Source organism: Vibrio gallicus (assembly GCF_024346875.1).
GTDB classification, from domain to species: domain Bacteria; phylum Pseudomonadota; class Gammaproteobacteria; order Enterobacterales; family Vibrionaceae; genus Vibrio; species Vibrio gallicus.
This window is the reverse complement of the sequence record NZ_AP024871.1, coordinates 964,885-987,168: the sequence shown is the minus strand read 5'-3', so window position 1 is coordinate 987,168 and position 22,284 is coordinate 964,885. Positions and strand designations below refer to the sequence as shown.

At 43.6% G+C, this 22,284-nt stretch carries 20 protein-coding genes; 14 read left to right on the top strand and 6 right to left on the bottom strand.

All coding sequences use genetic code 11. From position 1 onward, the window contains the following. Nucleotides 1-3: 3 nt before the first annotated feature. The 4 genes from OCU28_RS04520 (at nt 4) to xthA (ending at nt 2,398) form a co-directional block, all read left to right on the top strand. Nucleotides 4-783: a sulfite exporter TauE/SafE family protein gene (locus OCU28_RS04520; protein WP_261817150.1), complete on the top strand. Its 780-nt coding sequence runs from the start codon at nt 4-6 to the stop codon at nt 781-783. 9 nt (nt 784-792) lie between these two features. Then, nucleotides 793-1,341: a primosomal replication protein gene (locus tag OCU28_RS04515; protein WP_261817149.1), complete on the top strand. Its 549-nt coding sequence runs from the start codon at nt 793-795 to the stop codon at nt 1,339-1,341. Continuing rightward, nucleotides 1,341-1,514 carry a pleiotropic regulatory protein RsmS gene (gene rsmS / locus OCU28_RS04510; RefSeq protein ID WP_390623797.1) on the top strand — a complete coding sequence of 58 codons (174 nt, stop codon included), beginning with the start codon at nt 1,341-1,343 and terminating at the stop codon, nt 1,512-1,514. The genes OCU28_RS04515 and rsmS overlap by 1 nt, the downstream gene beginning before the upstream one ends. 77 nt (nt 1,515-1,591) lie before the next feature. Further along, entirely contained in the window at nt 1,592-2,398 is an 807-nt protein-coding gene (gene xthA, locus OCU28_RS04505; RefSeq protein WP_261817148.1) for an exodeoxyribonuclease III, read from the top strand. A 62-nt stretch (nt 2,399-2,460) separates the two neighbouring features. Here xthA and OCU28_RS04500 read toward each other — a convergent pair whose 3' ends face one another. The 4 genes from OCU28_RS04500 to OCU28_RS04485 form a co-directional block, all read right to left on the bottom strand. Further along, nucleotides 2,461-3,144, bottom strand: a complete 684-nt coding sequence (locus OCU28_RS04500) for an ABC transporter permease (RefSeq protein WP_261817147.1) — start codon at nt 3,142-3,144, stop codon at nt 2,461-2,463. A 2-nt stretch (nt 3,145-3,146) separates the two neighbouring features. Next, complete coding sequence (locus tag OCU28_RS04495) at nt 3,147-3,887, bottom strand: ABC transporter permease (protein WP_261817146.1); 741 nt, start codon at nt 3,885-3,887, stop codon at nt 3,147-3,149. Nucleotides 3,888-4,033: 146 nt separating this feature from the next. Further along, nucleotides 4,034-4,807, bottom strand: coding sequence for an ABC transporter substrate-binding protein (locus OCU28_RS04490; RefSeq protein WP_261817145.1), 774 nt, complete (start codon nt 4,805-4,807; stop codon nt 4,034-4,036). A 63-nt stretch (nt 4,808-4,870) separates the two neighbouring features. Next, the gene (locus OCU28_RS04485; RefSeq protein WP_261817144.1) at nt 4,871-5,641 is read right to left on the bottom strand and encodes an ABC transporter ATP-binding protein; all 771 of its coding nucleotides are present in this window, start codon (nt 5,639-5,641) and stop codon (nt 4,871-4,873) included. A 581-nt stretch (nt 5,642-6,222) separates the two neighbouring features. Here OCU28_RS04485 and OCU28_RS04480 point away from each other — a divergent pair. The 3 genes from OCU28_RS04480 to OCU28_RS04470 all read left to right on the top strand — a co-directional run bounded on the left by OCU28_RS04480 (nt 6,223) and on the right by OCU28_RS04470 (nt 11,472). After that, nucleotides 6,223-7,758, top strand: coding sequence for a DUF3360 domain-containing protein (locus OCU28_RS04480; RefSeq protein ID WP_261817143.1), 1,536 nt, complete (start codon nt 6,223-6,225; stop codon nt 7,756-7,758). Between the two features lie 313 nt (nt 7,759-8,071). Next, nucleotides 8,072-10,348: a formate C-acetyltransferase gene (pflB, locus tag OCU28_RS04475; RefSeq protein ID WP_261817142.1), complete on the top strand. Its 2,277-nt coding sequence runs from the start codon at nt 8,072-8,074 to the stop codon at nt 10,346-10,348. Between the two features lie 122 nt (nt 10,349-10,470). Next, a complete protein-coding gene (locus OCU28_RS04470; protein WP_261817141.1) occupies nt 10,471-11,472 on the top strand; it encodes a lipid A deacylase LpxR family protein in 1,002 nt (333 codons plus the stop codon). A gap of 53 nt (nt 11,473-11,525) precedes the next feature. On the opposite strand, the gene dbpA is transcribed toward OCU28_RS04470, so the two are convergent. Continuing rightward, nucleotides 11,526-12,905: an ATP-dependent RNA helicase DbpA gene (gene dbpA / locus OCU28_RS04465; protein WP_261817140.1), complete on the bottom strand. Its 1,380-nt coding sequence runs from the start codon at nt 12,903-12,905 to the stop codon at nt 11,526-11,528. Between the two features lie 271 nt (nt 12,906-13,176). Here dbpA and pflA point away from each other — a divergent pair, with 271 nt between their 5' ends. Both pflA and OCU28_RS04455 read left to right on the top strand, forming a co-directional pair. Then, entirely contained in the window at nt 13,177-13,911 is a 735-nt protein-coding gene (gene pflA / locus OCU28_RS04460; protein WP_261817139.1) for a pyruvate formate lyase 1-activating protein, read from the top strand. A 70-nt stretch (nt 13,912-13,981) separates the two neighbouring features. After that, nucleotides 13,982-14,482 (top strand): YfbU family protein, encoded by a 501-nt coding sequence (locus OCU28_RS04455; protein ID WP_261817138.1) that lies wholly within the window; start codon nt 13,982-13,984, stop codon nt 14,480-14,482. 77 nt (nt 14,483-14,559) lie between these two features. Here the strand turns inward: OCU28_RS04455 and OCU28_RS04450 are convergent, their stop codons facing one another. Beyond that, nucleotides 14,560-15,267 carry a MipA/OmpV family protein gene (locus OCU28_RS04450; protein ID WP_390623808.1) on the bottom strand — a complete coding sequence of 236 codons (708 nt, stop codon included), beginning with the start codon at nt 15,265-15,267 and terminating at the stop codon, nt 14,560-14,562. A gap of 238 nt (nt 15,268-15,505) precedes the next feature. On the opposite strand from OCU28_RS04450, the gene OCU28_RS04445 reads away from it, so the two are divergent. From OCU28_RS04445 to hypE, 5 genes are all read left to right on the top strand, one after another. After that, nucleotides 15,506-17,440: a PrkA family serine protein kinase gene (locus OCU28_RS04445; RefSeq protein ID WP_261817136.1), complete on the top strand. Its 1,935-nt coding sequence runs from the start codon at nt 15,506-15,508 to the stop codon at nt 17,438-17,440. Between the two features lie 107 nt (nt 17,441-17,547). Then, a complete protein-coding gene (locus tag OCU28_RS04440) occupies nt 17,548-18,819 on the top strand; it encodes a YeaH/YhbH family protein (protein WP_261817135.1) in 1,272 nt (423 codons plus the stop codon). Between the two features lie 10 nt (nt 18,820-18,829). Beyond that, nucleotides 18,830-20,356 (top strand): SpoVR family protein, encoded by a 1,527-nt coding sequence (locus tag OCU28_RS04435; protein ID WP_261817134.1) that lies wholly within the window; start codon nt 18,830-18,832, stop codon nt 20,354-20,356. 200 nt (nt 20,357-20,556) lie between these two features. Further along, nucleotides 20,557-21,060, top strand: coding sequence for a hypothetical protein (locus OCU28_RS04430; RefSeq protein ID WP_261817133.1), 504 nt, complete (start codon nt 20,557-20,559; stop codon nt 21,058-21,060). Nucleotides 21,061-21,209: 149 nt separating this feature from the next. Then, the gene (gene hypE, locus OCU28_RS04425) at nt 21,210-22,226 is read left to right on the top strand and encodes a hydrogenase expression/formation protein HypE (protein ID WP_261817132.1); all 1,017 of its coding nucleotides are present in this window, start codon (nt 21,210-21,212) and stop codon (nt 22,224-22,226) included. Nucleotides 22,227-22,284 lie beyond the last annotated feature (58 nt).

The following is a 22,284-nucleotide window of genomic DNA, read 5'->3' as shown; positions in this document are numbered from 1 at the left end:
CAGATGGAATATTTGGAACCGTCCATGTTACTACTATTGGGCGTAGTCGCTTTTGTGGCAGGATTTATTGATGCAGTTGCCGGCGGTGGCGGCATGCTAACTGTGCCAACATTACTGTCAATGGGGCTTCCCCCTCATATAGCTTTAGGTACCAATAAGCTCGCAGCCAGTTTTGCTTCATCTACTGCCGCGCTTACGTATTACAAGAAAAAGCTCTTTAAGCCAAAGTTGTGGTTACCGTGTTTTATTGCCACCTTAATTGGCGCAACCATCGGCACCTTGGTTGTCGATGCCATTTCAACCGAGTGGCTCGATAAAGCGCTGCCTCTTATCATTTTGGCAGCGGCACTGTATACCATCTTTCATAAAACGCCTCATGCCAACACCAACAATATGCCAGAGCCAACGACTAAGCATACCTATACTCAGATAGGACAGGGTCTTAGCCTAGGATTCTATGATGGGGTCGCAGGACCTGGTACTGGCGCCTTTTGGACCGTGAGTAGTATGGCGTTACATCGCCTCAATATCTTATTGGCATCCGGTCTTTCAAAAGCGATGAACTTTACCAGTAATGTTACCTCGTTAATAACCTTCGCATTACTCGGACACATCAATTGGATGTTGGGGTTAACTATGGGTGTATGCCTGATGCTAGGCGCCTTTATCGGTGCGCATTCAGCGATACGATTTGGAGCGAAATTTATACGTCCTGTCTTCATCACCGTTGTCACTATACTTGCAGTTAAATTGGCTATCGAAGCGTGGTTTGTTACCTTATAAGGACACCTAATGGCGGATTTTTCAAGGCTTTCAGAGAAGCTCACTCAACTAAAACACTATGCCGCACAATTGGATAAAAAGAGAGGAGAGCACCATCTCCCTTTATTTGATAGTGGGCTTTTTCAATGTCGCGCAAAACTTCTGGTACCGTGCGTAGATGAAGCTAGCCGCACCTTTGAATCAATATGCTCTGAACAACGACACCAGCGACTTACGACCCCTCGCGCCCAATACCTTACTGAAAGACTTGTATCTCAGATAAGCGCCCTACAACGAGAGATTTCTACCTCCCATTTTCGTAAAGATGAGCCCAAACACTCAAGCTACTATCGAAAGCCAATAAATCAGCTCTATCAAGAATTGGCGCAACACAAAGAGTGGGAACGTAGGCTACAAGAATTAGTTATCGATAAAAATAACGCTTTGGAGCAAGCGAGCGGTTTTAATCGCAGCCATGCCCAACAAGAAGTACTAAAGACAGACCAGCGCTTAGAACGATGTAAGCAGGCAATCGTCAAACTTGAAAAACAGATCACCTACCGAGAGCAACATCAATAATGGCTGACAACAACTCCCCTTTAGATAACGCACCGTCCGATGTTAAGTTAGCGGTAGACCTGATCTATCTTCTAGAGAGTAATGACATCTCTCCAGAGATCGCACTATCTGCGCTTGAGATAGTAAAACAAGATCTACAGCGCAAAAAACAAGCAAACGATAGCCAAAGATGAAAATTGTTATCAACTGACATACTCGATACCCTCGCTTATGGTTACAATGGATGTAAGGTAACCAAACTGGGAAAAACATGAAGGTAATTAGCTTCAATATTAATGGCTTACGTGCCAGATTACATCAACTGCAAGCCATCATCGATAAACATCAACCGGACGTTATTGGCCTGCAAGAGATCAAGGTTCATGACGAAGCCTTTCCATTGCAAGACGTTGAGGCTATGGGCTACAAGGTGTTTCATCACGGACAAAAAGCGCACTACGGCGTGGCTATGTTATGCAAGAAACAACCCATCAGTGTTGTTAAAGGCTTTCCAACGGATAACGAAGATCACCAAAAGCGTATGATTATGGTCACAGTTGAGGATGAGCAAGGTCAGCCGGTTACTATTCTCAACGGCTACTTCCCGCAAGGTGATAACATTAGTCATGAGACCAAGTACCCATATAAACGTCAGTTTTATAAAGATTTGATGGGCTATCTCAATACTCACCATAGCAATGATGAACAAGTGATTGTAATGGGTGATATCAATATTAGCCCAACAGATGATGATATTGGGATTGGTGAACCTAATCGCAAGCGTTGGTTAAAGAGCGGAAAATGTTCATTTCAACCAGAAGAGCGGGAATGGCTTAAAACCCTTACAGATTGGGGCTTTGAGGACACCTTTCGCAAACTTCATCCGCAGGTAAATGATCGTTTTTCTTGGTTTGATTATCGCTCTAAGGGCTTCCCTGACAACCGAGGATTACGCATCGATGTGATTCTTGCCACCCCAAGTCTAGCCGCTAAGTGTGTAGAATCAGACGTTGACTATGAATTGCGCGCAATAGAAAAGCCTTCCGACCACGCTCCAATTTGGAGCTCATTCAAATAGCAGGAATGCATGCTCTTAGTACCTATATAAAAAATGCCGACATCTGTCGGCATTTTGTTTTCTTATTTCGACTCTAGAGGTCTCATATAGGCTAGGAAGCGTTTCTCTGCCCTCTTGAATAACCAGATCACAGTAAAGGTTAAACACATATAAAACAGTCCAGCAGTCAAAAATGACTCGAACGGAGCGTAATAACGTGAATTCACCAAACGAGCGGCACCCGTAATATCCATGATGGTAATTATACCTGCTACTGCTGAGCCATGAATCATGAAAATCACTTCGTTACTATATGCAGGCAATGCTCGGCGCAGCGCACTCGGTAGAATAATACGCTTGTAAGTCAAAAATGGACTCATACCGTACGCTTTTGCCGCCTCAATCTCACCTTTTGATAACCCATTAATTGCGCCACGAATAATTTCGGAAGTATAGGCACAGGTGTTAAGAGCAAACGCGACTAAAGCACAGAACCAAGCGTGCTCCCATAAGGTATCTTTAACCGGAATAAACTGATCCATACCATAGTAAATAAGATACAGCTGAACCAGAAGTGGTGTCCCTCTAAAGAAATAAATAAACGACCAAGTCGGGGCGACCAATAACCAGTTCTTACTGTTACGCGCAATCGCAATCGGAATCGCAAACGCTAAGCCAATAATCAGTGCTGCCGCAACCAACCATAATGTGGTGTATAAGCCATCAATGTAGATATCCAAGCTCTCGCCTATGATAGAAAAATCCATGACTACCTCGCTTGAATGCTAAATTTACGTTCCACAAGCTTCAAAATGCCTGTCGATACCGCAGTGAAGAAAAGGAAGATAATAGAAACCGCCATATAAAAAGTGAATGGCATCTTAGTAGTACCCGCGGCTAATGAACCAACACGCACCATATCTTCCAGTCCGATCAGGGATACAAGTGCCGTTGTTTTAAGCAACACTAGCCAATTGTTACCAAACCCTGGCAGGGCATGGCGAATCATTTGCGGAAATAACACCCGTTTGAATGCTAGAACTGGGCTCATGCCATACGCCTTAGCGGCTTCCATTTCGCCGACATCAACGGCCATAATTGCACCACGAAAAGTCTCTGCCATATAGGCACCAAAGATGAAACCAATGGTCAAAATACCTGCTGCATAGGGGCTTATATCAATATAATCAGGAAGATAAGATACCCATTCATGATTAGGATCGCTGGAGGTGAAATAATTATTTAACCATTCATTAATGCCGTATAGGCTATTGTTCAATAATATCTGGCCACCGAAGAAGATCAGCATCATTAAAACAAGGTCAGGGATCCCGCGAATTATTGTGGTATATAGTGTTGCTATCCCCTTAGCTATATAAGAATTGGATAACTTCGCTAATGCACCAAGCATACCTAAGACCATAGCTAGCAGTAATGATAGCAGTGCCACCTGTACGGTAAGCCAAGCACCATTAAGTATCGTGGCTTCGTATCCCTGTAAATCAAACATAATATTTTCCCAACATTGCCTATAAGGTTATAGACGTTACTTCGCTATTGGTTTGTAGATGCGGAAATAACCGCAATAAAAACAGTGCCTCTGCGATGACAGCAGAGGCACTACTAATCAGGCCAAACGGGCCTATTTAAACTCGATTAATCACCGTAAACGTCATAATCAAAGTATTTTTTCGCTATTTGTTGATAGATACCTTTTTCACGAATCGAATCAATCGCTTTGTTTAGCTGCTCAGTCAGGTCTTTGTCTTGCTTACGTGTCGCAATCCCCATACCTTCACCAAACCATTTGGCATCTGTTAACGATGGCCCAACAAGCTCATACTGATCGCCACCTTTTGCATTGAGTACGCCTTCTTCTAATGAAGATGCTTCACCCATGACCGCCGATACGCGCCCATTGGCAAGGTCTAAATATGCTTCGTCAAACGATCCGTAGCGAACAATCTCTGCCGTTTTATAATTGTCAGAGATGTATTTATCATGCGTTGTTGCACGCTGAACACCAATCTTAACCCCGTTTAGACCTGCTTTAGAAAAGTCCAGGTTTGCGCCCTTCTTCGCCACAAAGGTACTTGGGATCTGCGCGTATTTATGAGTAAAATCTACACGCTTTTGACGCTCAGGGGTAATCGACATTGCCGCAATAATACCGTCAAACTTACGTGCGAGCAGTGAAGGAATCATACCATCCCAATCTTGGGCAACTAATACGCACTTAGCATCCATTTCTTTACAAAGCGCATTAGCAATGTCGACATCAAAACCACTAAGAGTGCCATCAGCTTCCGTTTTGTTAAATGGAGGGTACGCACCCTCAATACCAAAGCGTACTGTCTTCCATTCTTTAGCTTGTGCTACACCTGACAATGCGGTGACAGCAATTGTTGCTGCAACTAACCACTTTTTCATATCCATACTCCTGTGATCTACGGTTTTATGTTGTGTTGTGTGAGTGCTTTAAGAGCACTTCGGTTAATAAATAGATGAGATAAATTGTTTGAGTCGCTCGGACTCCGGATCGGTGAACAGCTTCGAAGGATTACCTTGCTCTTCAACTAAGCCTTGATGCAAAAACATTACATGATTAGAAACATCTCTTGCAAAGGCCATTTCGTGGGTAACAACTAGCATGGTTCGCCCTTCTTCGGCCAAATCACGCATTACCCCCAATACTTCTCCAACCAGTTCAGGGTCAAGTGCCGATGTTGGCTCATCGAACAACATAACCTCAGGGTCGACCGCCAACGCTCGGGCAATAGCGGCGCGTTGCTGCTGACCACCGGAAAGGTGACCTGGATAGTAATCTTTACGATCGTACAGACCCACTTTCTTTAATATCAGTTCTGCATTTTCAATAGCTTGTGATTTTGGTACACCTAACACATGTATTGGAGCTTCAACGACATTCTCCAAAACAGTCATATGCGACCACAAATTAAATCCTTGAAATACCATCGCCAGGCGAGAACGAATACGCTGAACCTGTTTTGCATTTGCTGGCTCGGCGATACCCTTGCGCCCATTTTTCATCTGAATCAGCTCACCGTTAACCCAAATTTCGCCCGCAGTCGGCGTTTCTAAAAGGTTGATACAGCGCAAAAAGGTACTTTTGCCTGAGCCAGAGCTACCGATAATGGAGATAACGTCTCCCTTATGAGCATCTAAAGAGATCCCTTTTAATACTTCGTTTTGTCCAAAGGTTTTATGCAAATTTTTTATCTGCAATGCGGGTACATCTTTCATCCGCTCAATACTCCTTGTTATGGGCTCTAGGCGTAATTTTCCATAGGTAGCCGGTCAAATTACCATTATGAATTTCGAATATCAACGCTTACAAATCACTAATTAATAACCATAAATACCAATAAACTGTGACTATTTATTTCTATAAACGAATAACATTCAATTTAACCACATAAATAACGAAATTAGACTCAACTTATACAAACCCTTTGTATCACAAAACACCTCGCAATAACAATTAAGTAACATCGAGATCTACCCCACACTTTTGAATCTTGAACATTTACCTTAGATATGACATTTGCTGGTGTTTTCCGGTTTTATTTGCAAAATAAAATTGTATTTTTATTTCAGTAATTTCTTTACCTGATCAAGATCAAGAGAAATCGGGTAACAACTTGTTAAACTCGCACACTAGATTCAAATATGAATAGTAATTTTCAAATTTTAGTTTAAGCGGAGTTGTGGTGTGTACCTCAAAAAATCGTTTTGTCACGGTATTTTGAGCTTCTCACCCTTTTGGCTTGCGTATTTTTGAAACGTAACTATCTTTCATTTTTACATTAATTTAACGAGGATTTATGTCCGACGCAGTGAATAAGGCACAGTCAGAAGAAAAAAGTTATTCTGAACTACATCGCCCTGCATCAGAGTTTTCTAGCCGCTCTGAATATCTAGACCATGAACTACAAATCATGAAGCCACGCCGTTTTGGCTTAAACCTACCTGGCCGTGACTTCCGCTTCGAACTTGAAGACCTAGTGCCAGCACTAGCAGGTACCATTGGCATTATCGCGATGTACTCAGCGGTGATGATGTCGTGGGCCGACGGATTAACCCAAGCATATGACCATGTTCACCTAGGTAAAGACTTCGCTATTGAAGTTGCTCGTGTTGAGATGTTAATCCCTGCATTATTGTTCTGTGTTTTAGCTTCTGGATTTTTTAACCCTCGAGCAAACCTTGCTGGTAACCACGGCCCAATGATTCCACTTATTGGCTCTATCGCATTAGCGGGTGCTCACCCTCTTGCATTGGCTGTGTTACTTGGTGTTTTCGGCCTGCTATTAAGTTACTTTAAAGGTGGCTCAAAGCTGGTGAACCTCACATCCGAGGGGACCGCTGGTGGATTGCTTATCTTCCTTGGGTTTACCGGGACAATGAGCCAGATTGGTTCTATACAGTCTTGGGCAAGCGGTCTACAAAGTGCTGACGTTGTTGCCGGCAGTATGGGTTATGTTGGCCTCGTTGTATTAGGTCTTAACATTGCCATATATGCCTACCTTGCGAAAATAGGGATGCGTTGGTTAGCGATCCCAGTTTGTGCCATTGCAGGGCTGTTAATTGCTCTAGCCTTAGGTGCTGGATTCGACCTTTCCTTTGAAACCCAAATGGGAATTCCAAATCTAAACCCTGTATATTGGTGGGGAAGCACAGAGCAAGGTTGGCAACTTGGCCTACCTAACCTGTCACAGTTTATTGCATCACTTCCTTTTGCAATTCTTGCCGTAGCCATGTGGTCTCCTGATTTCCTAGGTCACCGTATATTCCAAGAACTCAACTATCCAAAGAAAACTGAAAAAGTTTTGATGGATGTTGATGACACCATGACCATGTGTTCTATCCGCCAGATGGTTGGTACTGCGGTTGGTGGTGGTAACATCACTTCTTCTTGGGGTACTTACATGATTCCCGCGGCGATTGCGAAGCGCCCTATTCCAGGTGGCGCGATTCTGCTTGGCGTCCTTTGTATCATCGTTGCGATTTTAGGCTTCCCTATGGATATCGCAGTATGGCCTCCAGTAATGCGTATCGCACTGCTAGTAGGTGTATTCCTTCCTCTATTAGAGGCTGGTATGCAGATGGTAAAAGAAACTAAGGACTCACAAGCTGCCGGTATCTGTATCTTTGCGGCAGTTGTTGCCAACCCAGTTCTCGCGTGGGCATTAACCATGTTCTTAGATAATAATGGCCTTATTGGCGATAAAGAGCGCGCAGCACGCCTCTCTTTTGTCGATAAAATCGTTATTCCTGTTGGGGTGTTCGTTATATGTCTAGTCGCTATGTTAGCGGTCGGCATGCTTGAGCCTCAATATGGCATCAAAGCTTTCTTATAAAGGTTGCAGGGTAGTGTGAATGCACTACCCTTTTCTTAGCAAGAGACAAAATTATGGGTGGTGTGAAATATCTAGATTCAGTTTTGACTACATAGTTTGCAAAAAAATGCTTTTATTGATTTAGTTTAATATTTATAATTATTTTTGAGTTAGGGCGGAAGGCACTACGTAGTAACAATACGAATGAGTTATCAGGATTTGTAATTTACTCATATTGTTATTAATTATTAGTGTGCGGTGTCAATCTGACACTCTTACATCATTGGATATAAGAAAATGCACGTTTTTTTTCTACTAAAAAGGTAGGTACATCATGGCAGAGCAATTTGCTAAAGCTTGGGAAAATTTTGCTGCGGGCGAGTGGCAAAATGAAGTAAACGTTCGTGATTTCATTCAGAAAAACTACACGCCATATGAAGGCGATGAGTCTTTCCTAGTAACTGAAGGTACTGAAGCAACTGACGCGCTTTGGGCTAAAGTTATGGTAGGTATCAAACAAGAGAACAGCACCCACGCCCCTGTTGATTTCGATACTTCAGTTATCTCTACCATCACATCTCATGCTGCTGGTTACATCGAAAAAGACCTTGAAACTATCGTTGGTCTTCAAACTGATGCGCCACTTAAGCGTGCAATCATTCCTAACGGTGGTATCCGTATGGTTGAGGGTTCTGCTAAAGCTTACGGTCGCGTACTTGATCCTGAAGTTAAGAAAATCTACACAGAATACCGTAAAACGCACAATGCTGGCGTATTCGATATCTACACTCCAGAAATCCTAAAATGTCGTAAATCTGGCGTTCTAACAGGTCTTCCTGATGCATATGGCCGTGGTCGTATCATTGGTGACTACCGTCGTATCGCTCTTTACGGGATTGACTTCCTAATTAAAGACAAACTAGCTCAATTCACTTCTCTACAAGAAAGATTTGAAAACGGCGAAGACCTACACATGACTATGCAACTTCGTGAAGAAATTGCAGAGCAACATCGTGCTCTAGGTCAAATCAAAGCTATGGCAGCTTCTTACGGCTTAGACATTTCTAAACCTGCAGAAACTGCTCAAGAAGCTATCCAATGGACTTACTTCGGTTACCTAGCTGCTGTTAAATCTCAAAACGGCGCGGCTATGTCACTTGGTCGTACTTCTTCTTTCCTTGATATCTTCATCGAACGTGATATTGCTGCTGGCAAAATCACTGAAGTTCAAGCTCAAGAAATGATTGACCACTTCGTAATGAAGCTACGTATGGTTCGTTTCCTACGTACTCCTGAATACGATGAACTATTCTCTGGTGACCCAATCTGGGCTACAGAGTCAATGGGTGGTATGGGTCTTGACGGACGTACACTAGTTACTCGTTCTAACTTCCGTTTCCTAAACAGCCTATACACTATGGGTCCTTCTCCAGAGCCGAACATCACTGTTCTTTGGTCTGAAGCACTACCTGAAGGTTTCAAAAAGTTCTGTGCTAAAGTATCTATCGATACTTCTTCTATCCAGTACGAAAATGATGACCTAATGCGTCCTGACCTTGAGTCTGATGACTACGCTATCGCTTGTTGTGTATCTCCAATGGTTGTTGGTAAGCAAATGCAGTTCTTCGGAGCTCGTGCTAACCTTGCTAAAACTATGCTTTACACTATCAACGGTGGTGTGGATGAGAAACTTAAGATCCAAGTTGGCCCTAACATGCCTAAGATCGAAGACGCAGTTCTAGACTACGACGATCTAATGCAACGTATGGATCACTTCATGGATTGGCTAGCTAAGCAATACGTAACTGCTCTAAACAGCATCCACTTCATGCACGACAAATACAGCTATGAAGCGTCTCTAATGGCTCTTCATGACCGTGACGTTAAGCGTACAATGGCTTGTGGTATTGCTGGTCTATCTGTTGCAGCTGACTCACTATCTGCAATCAAATACGCAACTGTTAAACCAGTTCGCGACGAAAATGGCATCGCTGTCGATTTCGAAATCGAGGGTGACTATCCTAAGTTCGGTAACAACGACCCACGTGTTGATGATATTGCTTGTGACCTTGTTTCTACATTCATGAACAAGATCCGTAAACTTAACACGTATCGTAATGCTATCCCTACTCAGTCTATCCTTACTATCACTTCAAACGTGGTTTATGGTAAGAAAACGGGTAACACTCCTGACGGTCGTCGTGCTGGTGCTCCATTTGCTCCAGGTGCAAACCCAATGCACGGACGTGATGAGAAAGGTGCTGTAGCGTCTCTAACTTCAGTTGGTAAACTACCATTTGCTGATGCACAAGACGGTATCTCTTATACTTTCTCTATCGTACCTAACGCTCTAGGTAAAGACGAAGATAGCCAACGTGCTAACCTTGCTGGTCTTATGGATGGTTACTTCCACCATGAAACTTCAGTAGAAGGTGGTCAACACCTTAACGTTAACGTTCTAAACCGTGAAACTCTTGAAGATGCAGTTAAGCATCCTGAGAACTACCCACAGCTAACTATCCGTGTATCGGGTTACGCAGTGCGTTTTAACTCTCTAACTCAAGAGCAACAACAAGACGTTATCGCTCGTACTTTCACTGAGTCTCTATAAGTCAAAATTTGACCTAGACTGAAAGTTACAAATTAAACCCCGCACTAGCGGGGTTTTTTTTTACCTTTATGTGGCATACTCAAGTCAATGGATTAAGACATGAAGTATGAGCATGGAGCAATATGTCACCTTACCCACAACCGCTAGCGCGCCCCCTTTTTATCCTCTCCCTTTTATTTACAGCGCCTACATTCGCCCAAAATAGCTCTATCTATTTCGGGATAGATAACGACAGCATAGTTACTACGGATCAAGACTATACCAATGGTGTATTTATAAGCTACACCAACGATTTTGATATCAGCCACGACAGTATATTCAACGCCTTACCAGGTACAGATTTTGATGCTTCACCCAATGGCGATACCCTACATCGGTTTAATATTGAACTTGGACAGAAGATGTGGACGCCAAAGGATATAGAGAATCCCGATCCCGTACCAGGCGAGCGCCCCTATGCTGGCCTTCTCTACCTATCATCGACTCTATATGCCATCAAACCTGACAGTATCAATTCTTATAGCCTAATGTTTGGCACTATGGGACCGAACTCCTACGCCGAGCAAGGACAGAAATTTGTACACAGTATTATTAAATCGGATGATCCCCAAGGTTGGGACAACCAAATAAGCAATCAGGTGGTTTTGAATTTAAACTATCAACGAAACGATAAGTGGTATGAAAGCTCTGTAAGTGGCAGCACAACTCATGAACTAAGTACTCAGGGTAGAATCATGGCAGGGAATTTCAGAAGTGAGTTAGCAGGAGGCGCAATGTGGCGTTGGGGGAGCAACTTGGGCTCCAGTTTTGGCAGTGCTAAGGTTAATAACGAATCCTCCATCGACCCAGGTTTGATCATTCGCAGCAAAAGCGGATGGTATCTGTACAGTGGTCTCGAAGGGCGATTTAGATTCAATGATATAACTATCGAGGGTGACAGGCCAGATGACGGAATTACCGCCTCTGAGGTCGAGCACCTACAAGCGACCGTTACCGCCGGTGTGTTGGGGTATTACCGAGGTTGGGGGGCGAGCCTCGCTGTTTCAACCAAAACCCGTGATTACCGAGAAGATCCGCGCTCGTTTCATACCAACGGCTCTCTTGCCCTATTTTGGTTATTCTAAAAAAAATCCCGGTAGTGTGTAGCTACCGGGATTAAATATCTTATATTCGTCTTTTACTTCATCAAGCGCGCTCTAAAATTGCGCCCTTTCATCTTACCGTTTTCAAGTTTTTTAAGGGCGGCAGAGGCAATGGAGCGATCGACTGCCACATATGAGCGCATATCGAATAGGTTGATTTTGCCCACCAATTTACCATCAACACCGTTTTGTCCAGTAAGCGCTCCTAAGATATCCCCTGCACGTACTTTTTGCTTTTTACCACCAGCAATATCAATCGTAACCATTTTAGGTCTAAGTGGTGATTTGTCTTGGGCTTGTGGCAATGGCTCTGCATCAATCGCAATATCCATATACTCATCAATCATAGCGACGCGATAATGTTCTTTGTCGCTAAACAAGCTGCAAGCCACGCCTTTACTGCCAGCTCGCCCAGTGCGACCGATACGGTGAACGTGGACTTCTGGGTCACGTGAAAGCTGATAGTTAATTACTGCATCTAGGTTTTCAACATCAAGGCCACGCGCTGCAACATCGGTTGCCACTAAGATAGAGACACTTTTATTAGAGAACTGCACTAAGGTTTGATTTCGGTCTCGTTGTTCTAGGTCACCATGGATATCAATCACGCTAAAGCCGCGATAATGAAGCTCATCCGCCACATCTTTTACTTCACGCTTGGTATTGCAAAAAATAACCGCTGACTCCGGTTGATGCACCAAAAGCAGAGTCTCCAGTGCATTCATACGATCATCATCATTACCGACTTTGTGGAAGTGCTGTACAATGCTGCTTTTATCATGAGTAGACGCCACCTTCACATGCTGTGGGTTTTGCATGATACGCGCGGCAACCTCTTTGATCTTATCTGGGAAAGTCGCACTAAACAGCAAGGTTTGACGCTCAGAAGGCGCTTCACTAATGATGGCGTCCAACGCGTCTTGGAACCCCATATCTAGCATACGGTCTGCTTCATCCAGCACTAAGGTGTTTAGCTCACTGAGGTTAATACGACCTCTTTCAAGGTGATCTAAGATACGCCCCGGCGTGCCTACTAAAATATGTGAACCATGTTCAAGAGAGCCTATCTGCGGCCCCATTGGCATGCCACCACACAAGGTTAATACCTTAATATTATGGATAGCACGTGCCAGCTTACGGATCTCTTTAGCCACCTGATCAGCCAACTCTCGCGTTGGACACAACACCAGAGATTGAACTCGAAAGCGCTTAACATTCAAATTGCTAAGCAGTGACAAACCAAATGCGGCTGTTTTACCAGAGCCGGTCTTGCCCTGACCTATCACATCCTTACCTTCCAGCATCATAGGTAAACTTTGTGCTTGAATAGGCGTCATTTGTGCATACCCTAAGGTTGCAAGGTTGTCTAGTAAAGGCTGAGACAGTGATAGTTGCTTAAATTGAGAATCGCTCAAGAGAAGTCCTTGTGTTGGGAAACCGATAACGGGGCGACAAAATTATAGATTAATCGCACCAATTGCAAATTAATCTGACTAAATCATCAACAGTTCCTAATTATGAAGCAATTTGCAGGATATTTCCTACTTAAAATCTGGCTATAAAAACCCAAGAATATAAAGCGCTTAACCTAGGTTTCGCCTCTTATTTGTAATACACTGAAGCTATCCAAATCGCAAAGTCTGATCCAAGGCCTGCGACAAACGTTTAATCAGTTTGAGAGCTAATATGAAAGGTAAAATCCATTCCTTTGAATCATGCGGTACCGTTGACGGGCCAGGAATTCGTTTTATTGTATTCTTACAAGGCTGCTTAATGCGTTGCATGTATTGCCACAATAGAGACACATGGGATCCACACGGCGGAAAAGAAGTCACGGTAGATGAGCTGGTTAAAGAAGCACAATCATACCGTCACTTTATGAATGCTTCCGGTGGTGGTATCACCTGCTCAGGTGGTGAGGCTCTAATGCAACCAGAATTCGTTCGTGACTTTTTCCGCGCCGCACAAGCTGAAGGCATTCATACCTGCCTTGATACCAATGGCTATGTACGTCGCCATACTGAAGTCATTGACGAAATTCTTGAGGCTACTGACCTTGTGATGCTCGATCTAAAACATATGAAAGACGAGATTCATCACGACTTCATCGGAGTTTCAAACCGTCGCACCCTAGACTTTGCTCGTTATCTACAAAAAATCGGTCAAAAAACCTGGATTCGTCACGTTATAGTTCCAGGCTATACCGATGATGAAGAAGAGATTCATATGCTAGGTGAGTTCATTAAAGATATGGACAACATCGAGAAAGTTGAGCTACTTCCTTACCATAGATTAGGTGAGCACAAATGGGAAGCTATGGGCTTTGATTACCCACTACACGACGTTGAACCACCATCAAAAGAAACTATGGATAAGATCGCTGGAATTCTTAGCCAATACAACAACAATGTAAAATATTAAGGCATTAAGCCTATAGATTTAGCCTTCACTTTTTGAAGGCTTTTTATTGTGACTCGAGGGAAATACTACTATGGAAATGACTAACGCACAGCGTTTGATCCTTTCAAACCAATACTATCTAATGTCAAAACTCTCTCCAGAGGATAAAGACAAATATGAGCGTCTACAAAAAATCGTTGAACGCGGCTATGGCTTACAAATGCGAGAGCTGGACAAAGATTTTGGTCATATAAGCGAATCCGATTGTCGTGAAATTATCGACATTATGGAGATGTATCATGCGATGCAAGAGTCTTACAAGATGCTTGATGCGAACAATCAAAGCCAAGTCGATAAGCGTCGTCTGATGTTTTTGGGCTTTGATATTGCAACCGAAGCACATATTGTTAACTACGTTCGCTTTATTACCGACACTGAAGGGCTTTACCCTCAATTTGATAAAGCAGACCATCACTTTAACAGCCAAGTGCCAATGCTTGATAAATATCGTCGCATGCTTACTACGTGGCGCAACTGTCCTCGCCAGTATCATTTGTCTGCCAGTGAAATCACTCAGGTATTCAACGCCTAACCATCTCTGCTAATATTAGAATTCACACCCCAGTAATTTACACCATTACTGGGGTGTTTTTTATCCAGAAACTTTATCTAAAAAGCGTATACCACGCCAATGTTTGCCGCAGTCGAGTGGGTACTACCAAGTAATGGACTGTGTTCTAGATCCCCTTGTAATTGGGTATAGCGCACCCCAGCTACGAAGCGAATATTATCGGTTATGCTATACAGACCTCTCAAGCCAACAAACACTTGAGTGTCTCCCGCTGGGGCAAAGCTATCGACGTTTAGACGGTCTGCCTCACTATCCGAGATACCATATAGGTAATTGTTAAGCTTCGAAGAGTTCCACGCCAAACCCAGCGCAGGGGTTAGCATCCATCGCTCTCCTCGAAACGGGATGCGATATACGGTTTCTGCGTATGCGCCATCACTACGGCCAAGCATGTCACCAGCAAGTGTTAACTCAAACATACCTAAGGAACGGTTCATATACTGGTATGACACCCCACCCAATGCAGTACTTTTTCTTTTGTCCACTTGCCTAACAAAGGCATCGTCAGAGTCTGATGGTTTTAAGGTTCGCGGGTCATAGGCTAATTTGAACACAATGTTATGTGGCGAGCGTTGCTTCCAAATTCGATAACCAGCTGAGAATCCGCGAAAATAAACATGCTCTCCCTCATAACCTATAACAGGGATTACGACTCGATTTGACGGTGTTCCTTTATACACAGCAGGTGAATATGATGCACCGACACCTACAGACCAACCAGCGGATGCACCACCCGAGACCAACATGGTGCTCACTGCAATACTTGTTAACAATTTCACCCAACATCCCTTTCGTTCTACGCGCATCCAATAGCGCCTATTGTTATTGCTGATTATATACATAATTTGGGTCTAACAAGGTAGTTAGTTTGAGAAAAAAGTTATTATATTTCAAGCAAATCTGTGCATTTCTGACTAGGATTATATTAGGGGGAGAACGCTATCTTTCATCTGGTCTTGTAACATTTTAAAGGGGATTTTTGTTATGAGTATTTTCGACCATTTCCAATCTAGATACGAGGCTTCCAAGGAAGAAGAGTTATCTATTCAGGAGTTTCTATCACTGTGTAGAGAAGACAAAACCGCATACGCTAACTCTGCGGAGCGTCTTCTTCATGCTATTGGGGAACCGACACTTATCGACACGGCTCAAGACCCACATCTAAGCCGTATTTTTTCAAATCGCGTTATCGCAAGGTATGACACATTCAAAGATTTCTATGGCATGGAAGAAGCGATAGAACAGATAGTATCCTATCTCAAACACGCCGCCCAAGGTCTAGAAGAGAAAAAACAAATTCTATATCTTCTAGGTCCAGTTGGCGGTGGTAAATCATCTATTGCAGAAAAGCTGAAAGCTTTAATGCAACAAATGCCTATCTATATTCTGAGTGCCAACGGTGAGCGAAGCCCGGTGAATGATCACCCATTTTGCTTATTCGACCCAAGCGAAGATGCAGAACTACTGCGCAGTGAGTATGGCATAGAGTCACGCTACTTACGCTCCATCATGTCCCCTTGGGCTGCAAAACGTCTGCATGAATTTGGTGGTGACATCACCAAATTTAAGGTGGTCAAGGTTCGCCCTTCTATCTTGGATCAAGTGGGCATTGCAAAAACCGAACCTGGTGATGAAAACAACCAGGACATTTCAACGTTAGTCGGCAAAGTCGATATTCGTAAACTTGAGCACTACTCACAAGACGATCCTGACGCATATAGCTACTCCGGTGCATTATGTAAAGCCAACCAAGGGCTTATGGAATTCGTTGAGATGTTTAAGGCGCCGATTAAGGTATTGCACCCGCTTTTAACTGCGACTCAAGAAGGCAACTTCAACGGTACTGAAGGGTTATCTGCGCTGCCATTTGACGGTATGATTCTCGCTCACTCCAACGAATCCGAGTGGCAGACCTTTAGAAACAACAAGAACAATGAGGCGTTTTTAGACCGCGTATACATAGTAAAAGTACCGTATTGTTTACGTGTTTCTGAAGAGGTCAAAATCTACAAGAAGCTACTTGAAAACAGTGAGCTTTGTAACGCCCCTTGTGCTCCTAGCACCCTGGACATGCTAGCGCAGTTCTCTATCTTGTCGCGTTTAAAAGATCCAGAAAACTCATCTTTGTATAGCAAGATGCGAGTCTATGATGGCGAAACCCTCAAAGACACAGACCCAAAAGCCAAGAGCCATCAAGAATACAAAGACTTCGCTGGCGTTGATGAAGGCATGTCTGGGCTTTCTACCCGTTTCTCATTTAAGATCCTTTCGCGGGTATTTAACTTTGACCAAACTGAGGTAGCAGCAAACCCTGTACACCTATTCTATGTGATCGAACAGCAGGTAGAGCGCGAGCAATTCCCGCAAGAAACCGCTGAGCGCTATCTAGAGTTCTTAAAAGGCTATTTAGTACCTCGCTATGTCGAGTTTATCGGTAAAGAAGTACAAACCGCCTATCTTGAGTCTTATTCTGAATATGGGCAGAACATCTTCGACCGCTATGTCACCTATGCCGATTTCTGGATCCAAGACCAAGAGTATCGCGATCCTGAAACCGGACAACTGTTTGATCGCTCATCGCTCAACAATGAGCTAGAAAAAATCGAGAAAACAGCTGGTATTAGTAACCCGAAAGATTTCCGAAATGAAATCGTAAACTTTGTACTACGCGCTCGCGCCAATAATAGCGGGCAAAATCCAAATTGGACCAGCTATGAGAAACTGCGCACAGTGATTGAGAAGAAGATGTTCTCAAATACTGAAGAGTTACTGCCTGTCATCTCATTTAATGCGAAAACATCCACCGAAGACCAACGTAAACACGATGATTTCGTGGCTCGTATGATGGAAAAAGGCTATACCGAGAAACAGGTTCGCTTACTTTCTGAATGGTATTTACGCGTGCGTAAATCCTCATAAAGCCAGTTAGATATCGGTAAGACAGTGCCCTTTAAAGTAAAGGGCACTCACCTAACCCATATTATCGAACAGGGAGTTCCCACTGTTTATCGAATTAGAGGTGGTACATGGCTCAGTTTATTGACAGAAGACTGAACGGTAAGAATAAGAGTACGGTTAATCGACAACGCTTTATTCGCCGACATAAACAAAAAATCAAAGAAGCGGTTTCCGATGCCGTAAATCGTCGTTCTATTACTGATACTGAGAACGGTGAAGATATTACGATCCCAAAACAAGACATCTCCGAACCGATGTTTCATCAAGGGCAAGGGGGAGATCGGGGTCGTGTACATCCTGGAAATGACCAATTTACTCGCGGTGATCGTGTCGAAAGACCGCCTAGTGGTAAAGGCGGTAGCGGTTCCGGAGAGGGCGATGCAAGTCCTGACGGTGAAGGTGAAGACGACTTCATGTTTCAGATAAGCAAAGAAGAGTATCTGGATATCCTATTTGAAGACCTAGCTCTACCCAATCTACAAAAAAAGCAGGTAAATCGAATCACAGAGTGGAAGACCCATCGCTCTGGTTATCAATCTGCGGGTATTCCTGCCAATATATCGGTAGTTCGCTCCTTGCAACAATCTTTGGCAAGACGAACCGCGCTAACCGCAGGTAAAAAACGTCGATTACGGGATCTTGAAAGCGAGCTTGACTCTCTAAAAATCCAAGAGCCGGCACAACCCTTTCAAGAAAAAGAAATAAAGCAGCAGATCGATGAACTGCGTAGCAAGATCAAAAACATCCCTTTTATTGATACCTTCGATCTGAGATTCAAGAATTACGAAAAACGCCCTATACCTTCCAGCCAAGCAGTCATGTTCTGTTTGATGGATGTGTCAGGCTCTATGGACCAAGCAACCAAGGATATTGCTAAGCGTTTCTACGTACTGCTATACCTATTTTTGAACCGTACCTACGAAAACGTTGAGGTGGTATTTATCCGTCACCATACTCAAGCCAAAGAAGTCGACGAACACGAGTTCTTTTATTCACAAGAGACTGGCGGAACTATAGTTTCCAGCGCTCTCAATCTAATGAATGATATCGTCAAACAGCGTTACCCTACCGCACAATGGAACATCTATGCGGCGCAAGCGTCAGATGGCGATAACTGGGCTGATGACTCACCACGTTGTAGTGCGCTTTTAAAGGACGCTTTATTGCCGCAATGTCAGTTCTATTCCTATATAGAAATAACCCGTCGTAGCCATCAAACCTTATGGCATGAGTACGAAAAAGTCAGTTCACAATTCGACAATTTTGCATTGAAGAACATTCGTACTCAAGACGACATCTTTCCTGTATTTAGAGAACTGTTTAAAAAAGAGATCGCTTAAGGAAGGTATTATGACCAAGGATGTTAAAACTAAACCGCTCTGCGATGGGCCCGATTGGACATTTGGGTTACTTGAGGAGTACCACCAGCAGATTAAGCGTGTCGCACAGCACTACAAACTAGATACCTATCCCAACCAAATAGAAGTGATTACCGCCGAACAGATGATGGATGCCTACTCCAGTATCGGTATGCCTATCAACTACAATCATTGGTCATTTGGTAAGAAATTCATTCAAACTGAGCAGAACTACAAGCACGGTCAGATGGGTCTTGCCTACGAGATAGTGATCAATTCTAATCCTTGTATCGCCTATCTAATGGAAGAAAATACCGTCACCATGCAGGCACTCGTTATTGCGCATGCAAGTTACGGACACAACTCATTTTTCAAAGGCAATTATCTGTTCAAAACCTGGACCGACGCCGGTTCAATTATCGACTACCTACTGTTTGCCAAAAATTATATCTCCAACTGCGAAGAGAAGTACGGCGTTGAAGAGGTAGAAAAACTACTCGATTCGTGTCACGCGTTGATGAATTATGGGGTAGACAGATATAAGCGCCCTGAAAAAATCTCCATTGCCGAAGAGACACATAGGCAAGAAGAGCGCGAAAAATATCTGCAATCACAGGTCAACGAATTATGGCGAACCGTACCTAAGAGTGTGCGTGAAGAGCATCAAGAACAGATCCGATTCCCCAATGAACCTCAGGAAAACATCCTCTATTTCATAGAAAAGCATGCCCCGCTATTAGAGTCATGGCAGCGCGAAACCGTGCGTATCGTACGCAAGGTAAGCCAATATTTTTATCCGCAAAAACAGACCCAAGTAATGAATGAAGGCTGGGCCACATTTTGGCACTACACCATTTTAAACCATCTATATGATGAGGGCTTAGTCACTGATCGCTTCATGCTTGAGTTTTTACACAGCCACACCAGTGTTGTAGCACAACCTGCTTACAATAGTCCCTACTTCAACGGCATCAACCCCTACGCTCTAGGTTTTGCTATGTTCCAAGACATACGTAGAATTTGTGAGCATCCCACCGATGAAGACCGAGAATGGTTTCCTGATTTAGCCGGTAGTGACTGGCTTGAATCGGTACATTTTGCAATGCAAAACTTCAAGGATGAGAGCTTTATTAGCCAATATCTGTCGCCTAAGTTAATTCGTGATTTTCGATTATTTTCCATTCGCGATGACGATAGAAAGAATTATATCGAAGTGGACGCTATTCATGATGAAGTCGGCTACCAACAAATACGAGAATCCCTCGCGGCGCAATACAACCTAAGCAACCTAGAGCCCAATATTCAGGTGTGGAACGTTGATGTCAAAGGGAATCGTTCACTCACTTTGCAACATGTGCCTCATCAGCGAATTCCACTGGCCGATAATCACGAAGATGTTCTAAAGCACCTATATAGGTTATGGGGTTTTGATGTAATTTTGGAAGAGGTGAAGGAATCAGGGCACCGAGATATTCTTGCGACTTGCCCTGTTCGAAACAACTATAGTCAGCACATCTAATAACCTTCGTGAAGCAACTTTGCCCTAATAACCCGACATCCGGTTATTAGGGCATTTTTTTATATCTAAGCTTTCACCTAAAATATCCCTTGTCGCAGGTGTTATCCTCAAATGACATAGCTAAATAGCATTTCGACAATAGCCCCTTGAGTCGAAAAGGTCTCAAAGGCAACCGCTCTCTATGAGCTATCGGGTGAAAGATGAAACTTCTCGCAGACAAGACTGGCGAACAATTTTTGCAGATCCTAGAGCAAAACAATGATGATGTCATAGTGCAATTTATTTCCAATGAAGGTATGGAGAAGGGTGTCCCTTTCAAAGACACGCTTAAGGGATTGTCTCTTGCGGGTTGGAGCCTACGTACTACCTCGACCGTTATTGGTTTATCACGATTTAAGCAAGGTATCTGCCAAGACGCCCATGTCAGCTTTGCTTTGCATCAACTCTTTCCACTCGGGCGCATGGTTCAACTCCCCAACGGGGATAAAGTCAAGGTTGCCAGCTATGCAAATACCCACAGTGATGGCTATTACATGTATGTAAAAGCCAGTAATAGCCAACACATTCAACGGCTAAAAATTACCCCTGATTGGGTATTGTTGCCAGACGAAAAACTCCTCAGACTCCCCTACTTTCCAAAACCTCGTACAGAGAAGGAATGGCATAAAATCAACGAATTTGACCGTTGGGCCGGCGGATTTTAATACATAACCGCGTGCATTAAAAAAGTCGCTTTTGGTTAAATTGTCAGCATTCCATTAAATGAATCTATAATTACATTTACAGTTGTTGCGCCCACCCGCGTAATTTGATTTTATCGCGCATTCGCTCAAAAAAGTGTTCACTAAATACTATGTCTCAGTTAATAACCTTAGAACACGGAAGTGGTGGTCAAAAGATGCAGTCTCTTATCAAAGAGATGTTTCTACACCACTTTAATAATGAACAGCTAAATAACCTAGAAGATCAGGCTCGTATCCCGTTAGATGCATTAGCGCAACAAGGCGACCGCCTTGCATTTGCCACTGACAGTTTTGTGATTGACCCAATTTTTTTCCCAGGTGGCAATATTGGGAAACTCGCAGTCTGCGGCACGGTCAATGACCTTGCTGTAGGTGGCGCAATTCCTAAGTACCTTAGCGTCGGTTTTGTTCTTGAAGAAGGTTTACCTATGACCGACCTTGAGCAAATCGTAATCGCTATGGCGCAAACGGCAAAAGAGGCAGGGGTTAGCATAGTCACGGGTGACACCAAAGTTGTCGCTAGAGGGGCATGTGACAAGATTTTTATTAATACTGCTGGTATTGGCGTCATACCGAGCCAATGCAATGTCGCTACGACTGAGATCCAAAACGGTGACAAGATTATCGTCACCGGTACCTTAGGCGATCACGCCGTCGCTATTTTACAAGCACGTAATGAATTAGCCTTATCTGGCTCAATTGTGAGCGACTGCGCACCATTGAATTTATTAACCCAACCGCTATTGCAACACCCAGGTGTACACGCGATGCGCGATGCCACTCGTGGTGGAGTAGCTGCGGTATGTAATGAGATAGCAGACCAATCCAAGCTTGGAATGATCATCAACGAAGCCTCCTTGCCTCTTCATCCAGAAGTGACTGCGGTTTCGGAAATACTCGGCCTTGACCCGCTGTTAATGGCCAACGAAGGGAAAGCGGTAATTTTTGTAGACGCTAAGCAGGCTGAGTCTCTGCTGGCGACTATCAAAAGCCTCCCCTTTGGACAAGACGCAACCATAATCGGTAACGTTGTTAACTCTGTTGATGGTGTCTTTATCGAGAGTTTATATGGCGCACAAAAAAAACTATTTATGCCCACCGGTGAACAGCTTCCTCGCATATGTTAGCCGTGTAGCACTAATTGGAGAATCACAACAATGAAAAAATTACTTGCTGTCGTAGCAT

Bases quoted from the DNA above. Each gene is read 5' to 3' on its own strand.
- OCU28_RS04520 (WP_261817150.1), top strand. From the start codon at position 4: ATGGAATATTTGGAACCGTCCATGTTACTACTATTGGGCGTAGTCGCT.
- OCU28_RS04515 (WP_261817149.1), top strand. From the start codon at position 793: ATGGCGGATTTTTCAAGGCTTTCAGAGAAGCTCACTCAACTAAAACAC.
- rsmS (WP_390623797.1), top strand. From the start codon at position 1,341: ATGGCTGACAACAACTCCCCTTTAGATAACGCACCGTCCGATGTTAAG.
- xthA (WP_261817148.1), top strand. From the start codon at position 1,592: ATGAAGGTAATTAGCTTCAATATTAATGGCTTACGTGCCAGATTACAT.
- OCU28_RS04500 (WP_261817147.1), bottom strand. From the start codon at position 3,144: ATGGATTTTTCTATCATAGGCGAGAGCTTGGATATCTACATTGATGGC.
- OCU28_RS04495 (WP_261817146.1), bottom strand. From the start codon at position 3,887: ATGTTTGATTTACAGGGATACGAAGCCACGATACTTAATGGTGCTTGG.
- OCU28_RS04490 (WP_261817145.1), bottom strand. From the start codon at position 4,807: ATGAAAAAGTGGTTAGTTGCAGCAACAATTGCTGTCACCGCATTGTCA.
- OCU28_RS04485 (WP_261817144.1), bottom strand. From the start codon at position 5,641: ATGAAAGATGTACCCGCATTGCAGATAAAAAATTTGCATAAAACCTTT.
- OCU28_RS04480 (WP_261817143.1), top strand. From the start codon at position 6,223: ATGTCCGACGCAGTGAATAAGGCACAGTCAGAAGAAAAAAGTTATTCT.
- pflB (WP_261817142.1), top strand. From the start codon at position 8,072: ATGGCAGAGCAATTTGCTAAAGCTTGGGAAAATTTTGCTGCGGGCGAG.
- OCU28_RS04470 (WP_261817141.1), top strand. From the start codon at position 10,471: ATGTCACCTTACCCACAACCGCTAGCGCGCCCCCTTTTTATCCTCTCC.
- pflA (WP_261817139.1), top strand. From the start codon at position 13,177: ATGAAAGGTAAAATCCATTCCTTTGAATCATGCGGTACCGTTGACGGG.
- OCU28_RS04455 (WP_261817138.1), top strand. From the start codon at position 13,982: ATGGAAATGACTAACGCACAGCGTTTGATCCTTTCAAACCAATACTAT.
- OCU28_RS04450 (WP_390623808.1), bottom strand. From the start codon at position 15,267: ATGTTGGTCTCGGGTGGTGCATCCGCTGGTTGGTCTGTAGGTGTCGGT.
- OCU28_RS04445 (WP_261817136.1), top strand. From the start codon at position 15,506: ATGAGTATTTTCGACCATTTCCAATCTAGATACGAGGCTTCCAAGGAA.
- OCU28_RS04440 (WP_261817135.1), top strand. From the start codon at position 17,548: ATGGCTCAGTTTATTGACAGAAGACTGAACGGTAAGAATAAGAGTACG.
- OCU28_RS04435 (WP_261817134.1), top strand. From the start codon at position 18,830: ATGACCAAGGATGTTAAAACTAAACCGCTCTGCGATGGGCCCGATTGG.
- OCU28_RS04430 (WP_261817133.1), top strand. From the start codon at position 20,557: ATGAAACTTCTCGCAGACAAGACTGGCGAACAATTTTTGCAGATCCTA.
- hypE (WP_261817132.1), top strand. From the start codon at position 21,210: ATGTCTCAGTTAATAACCTTAGAACACGGAAGTGGTGGTCAAAAGATG.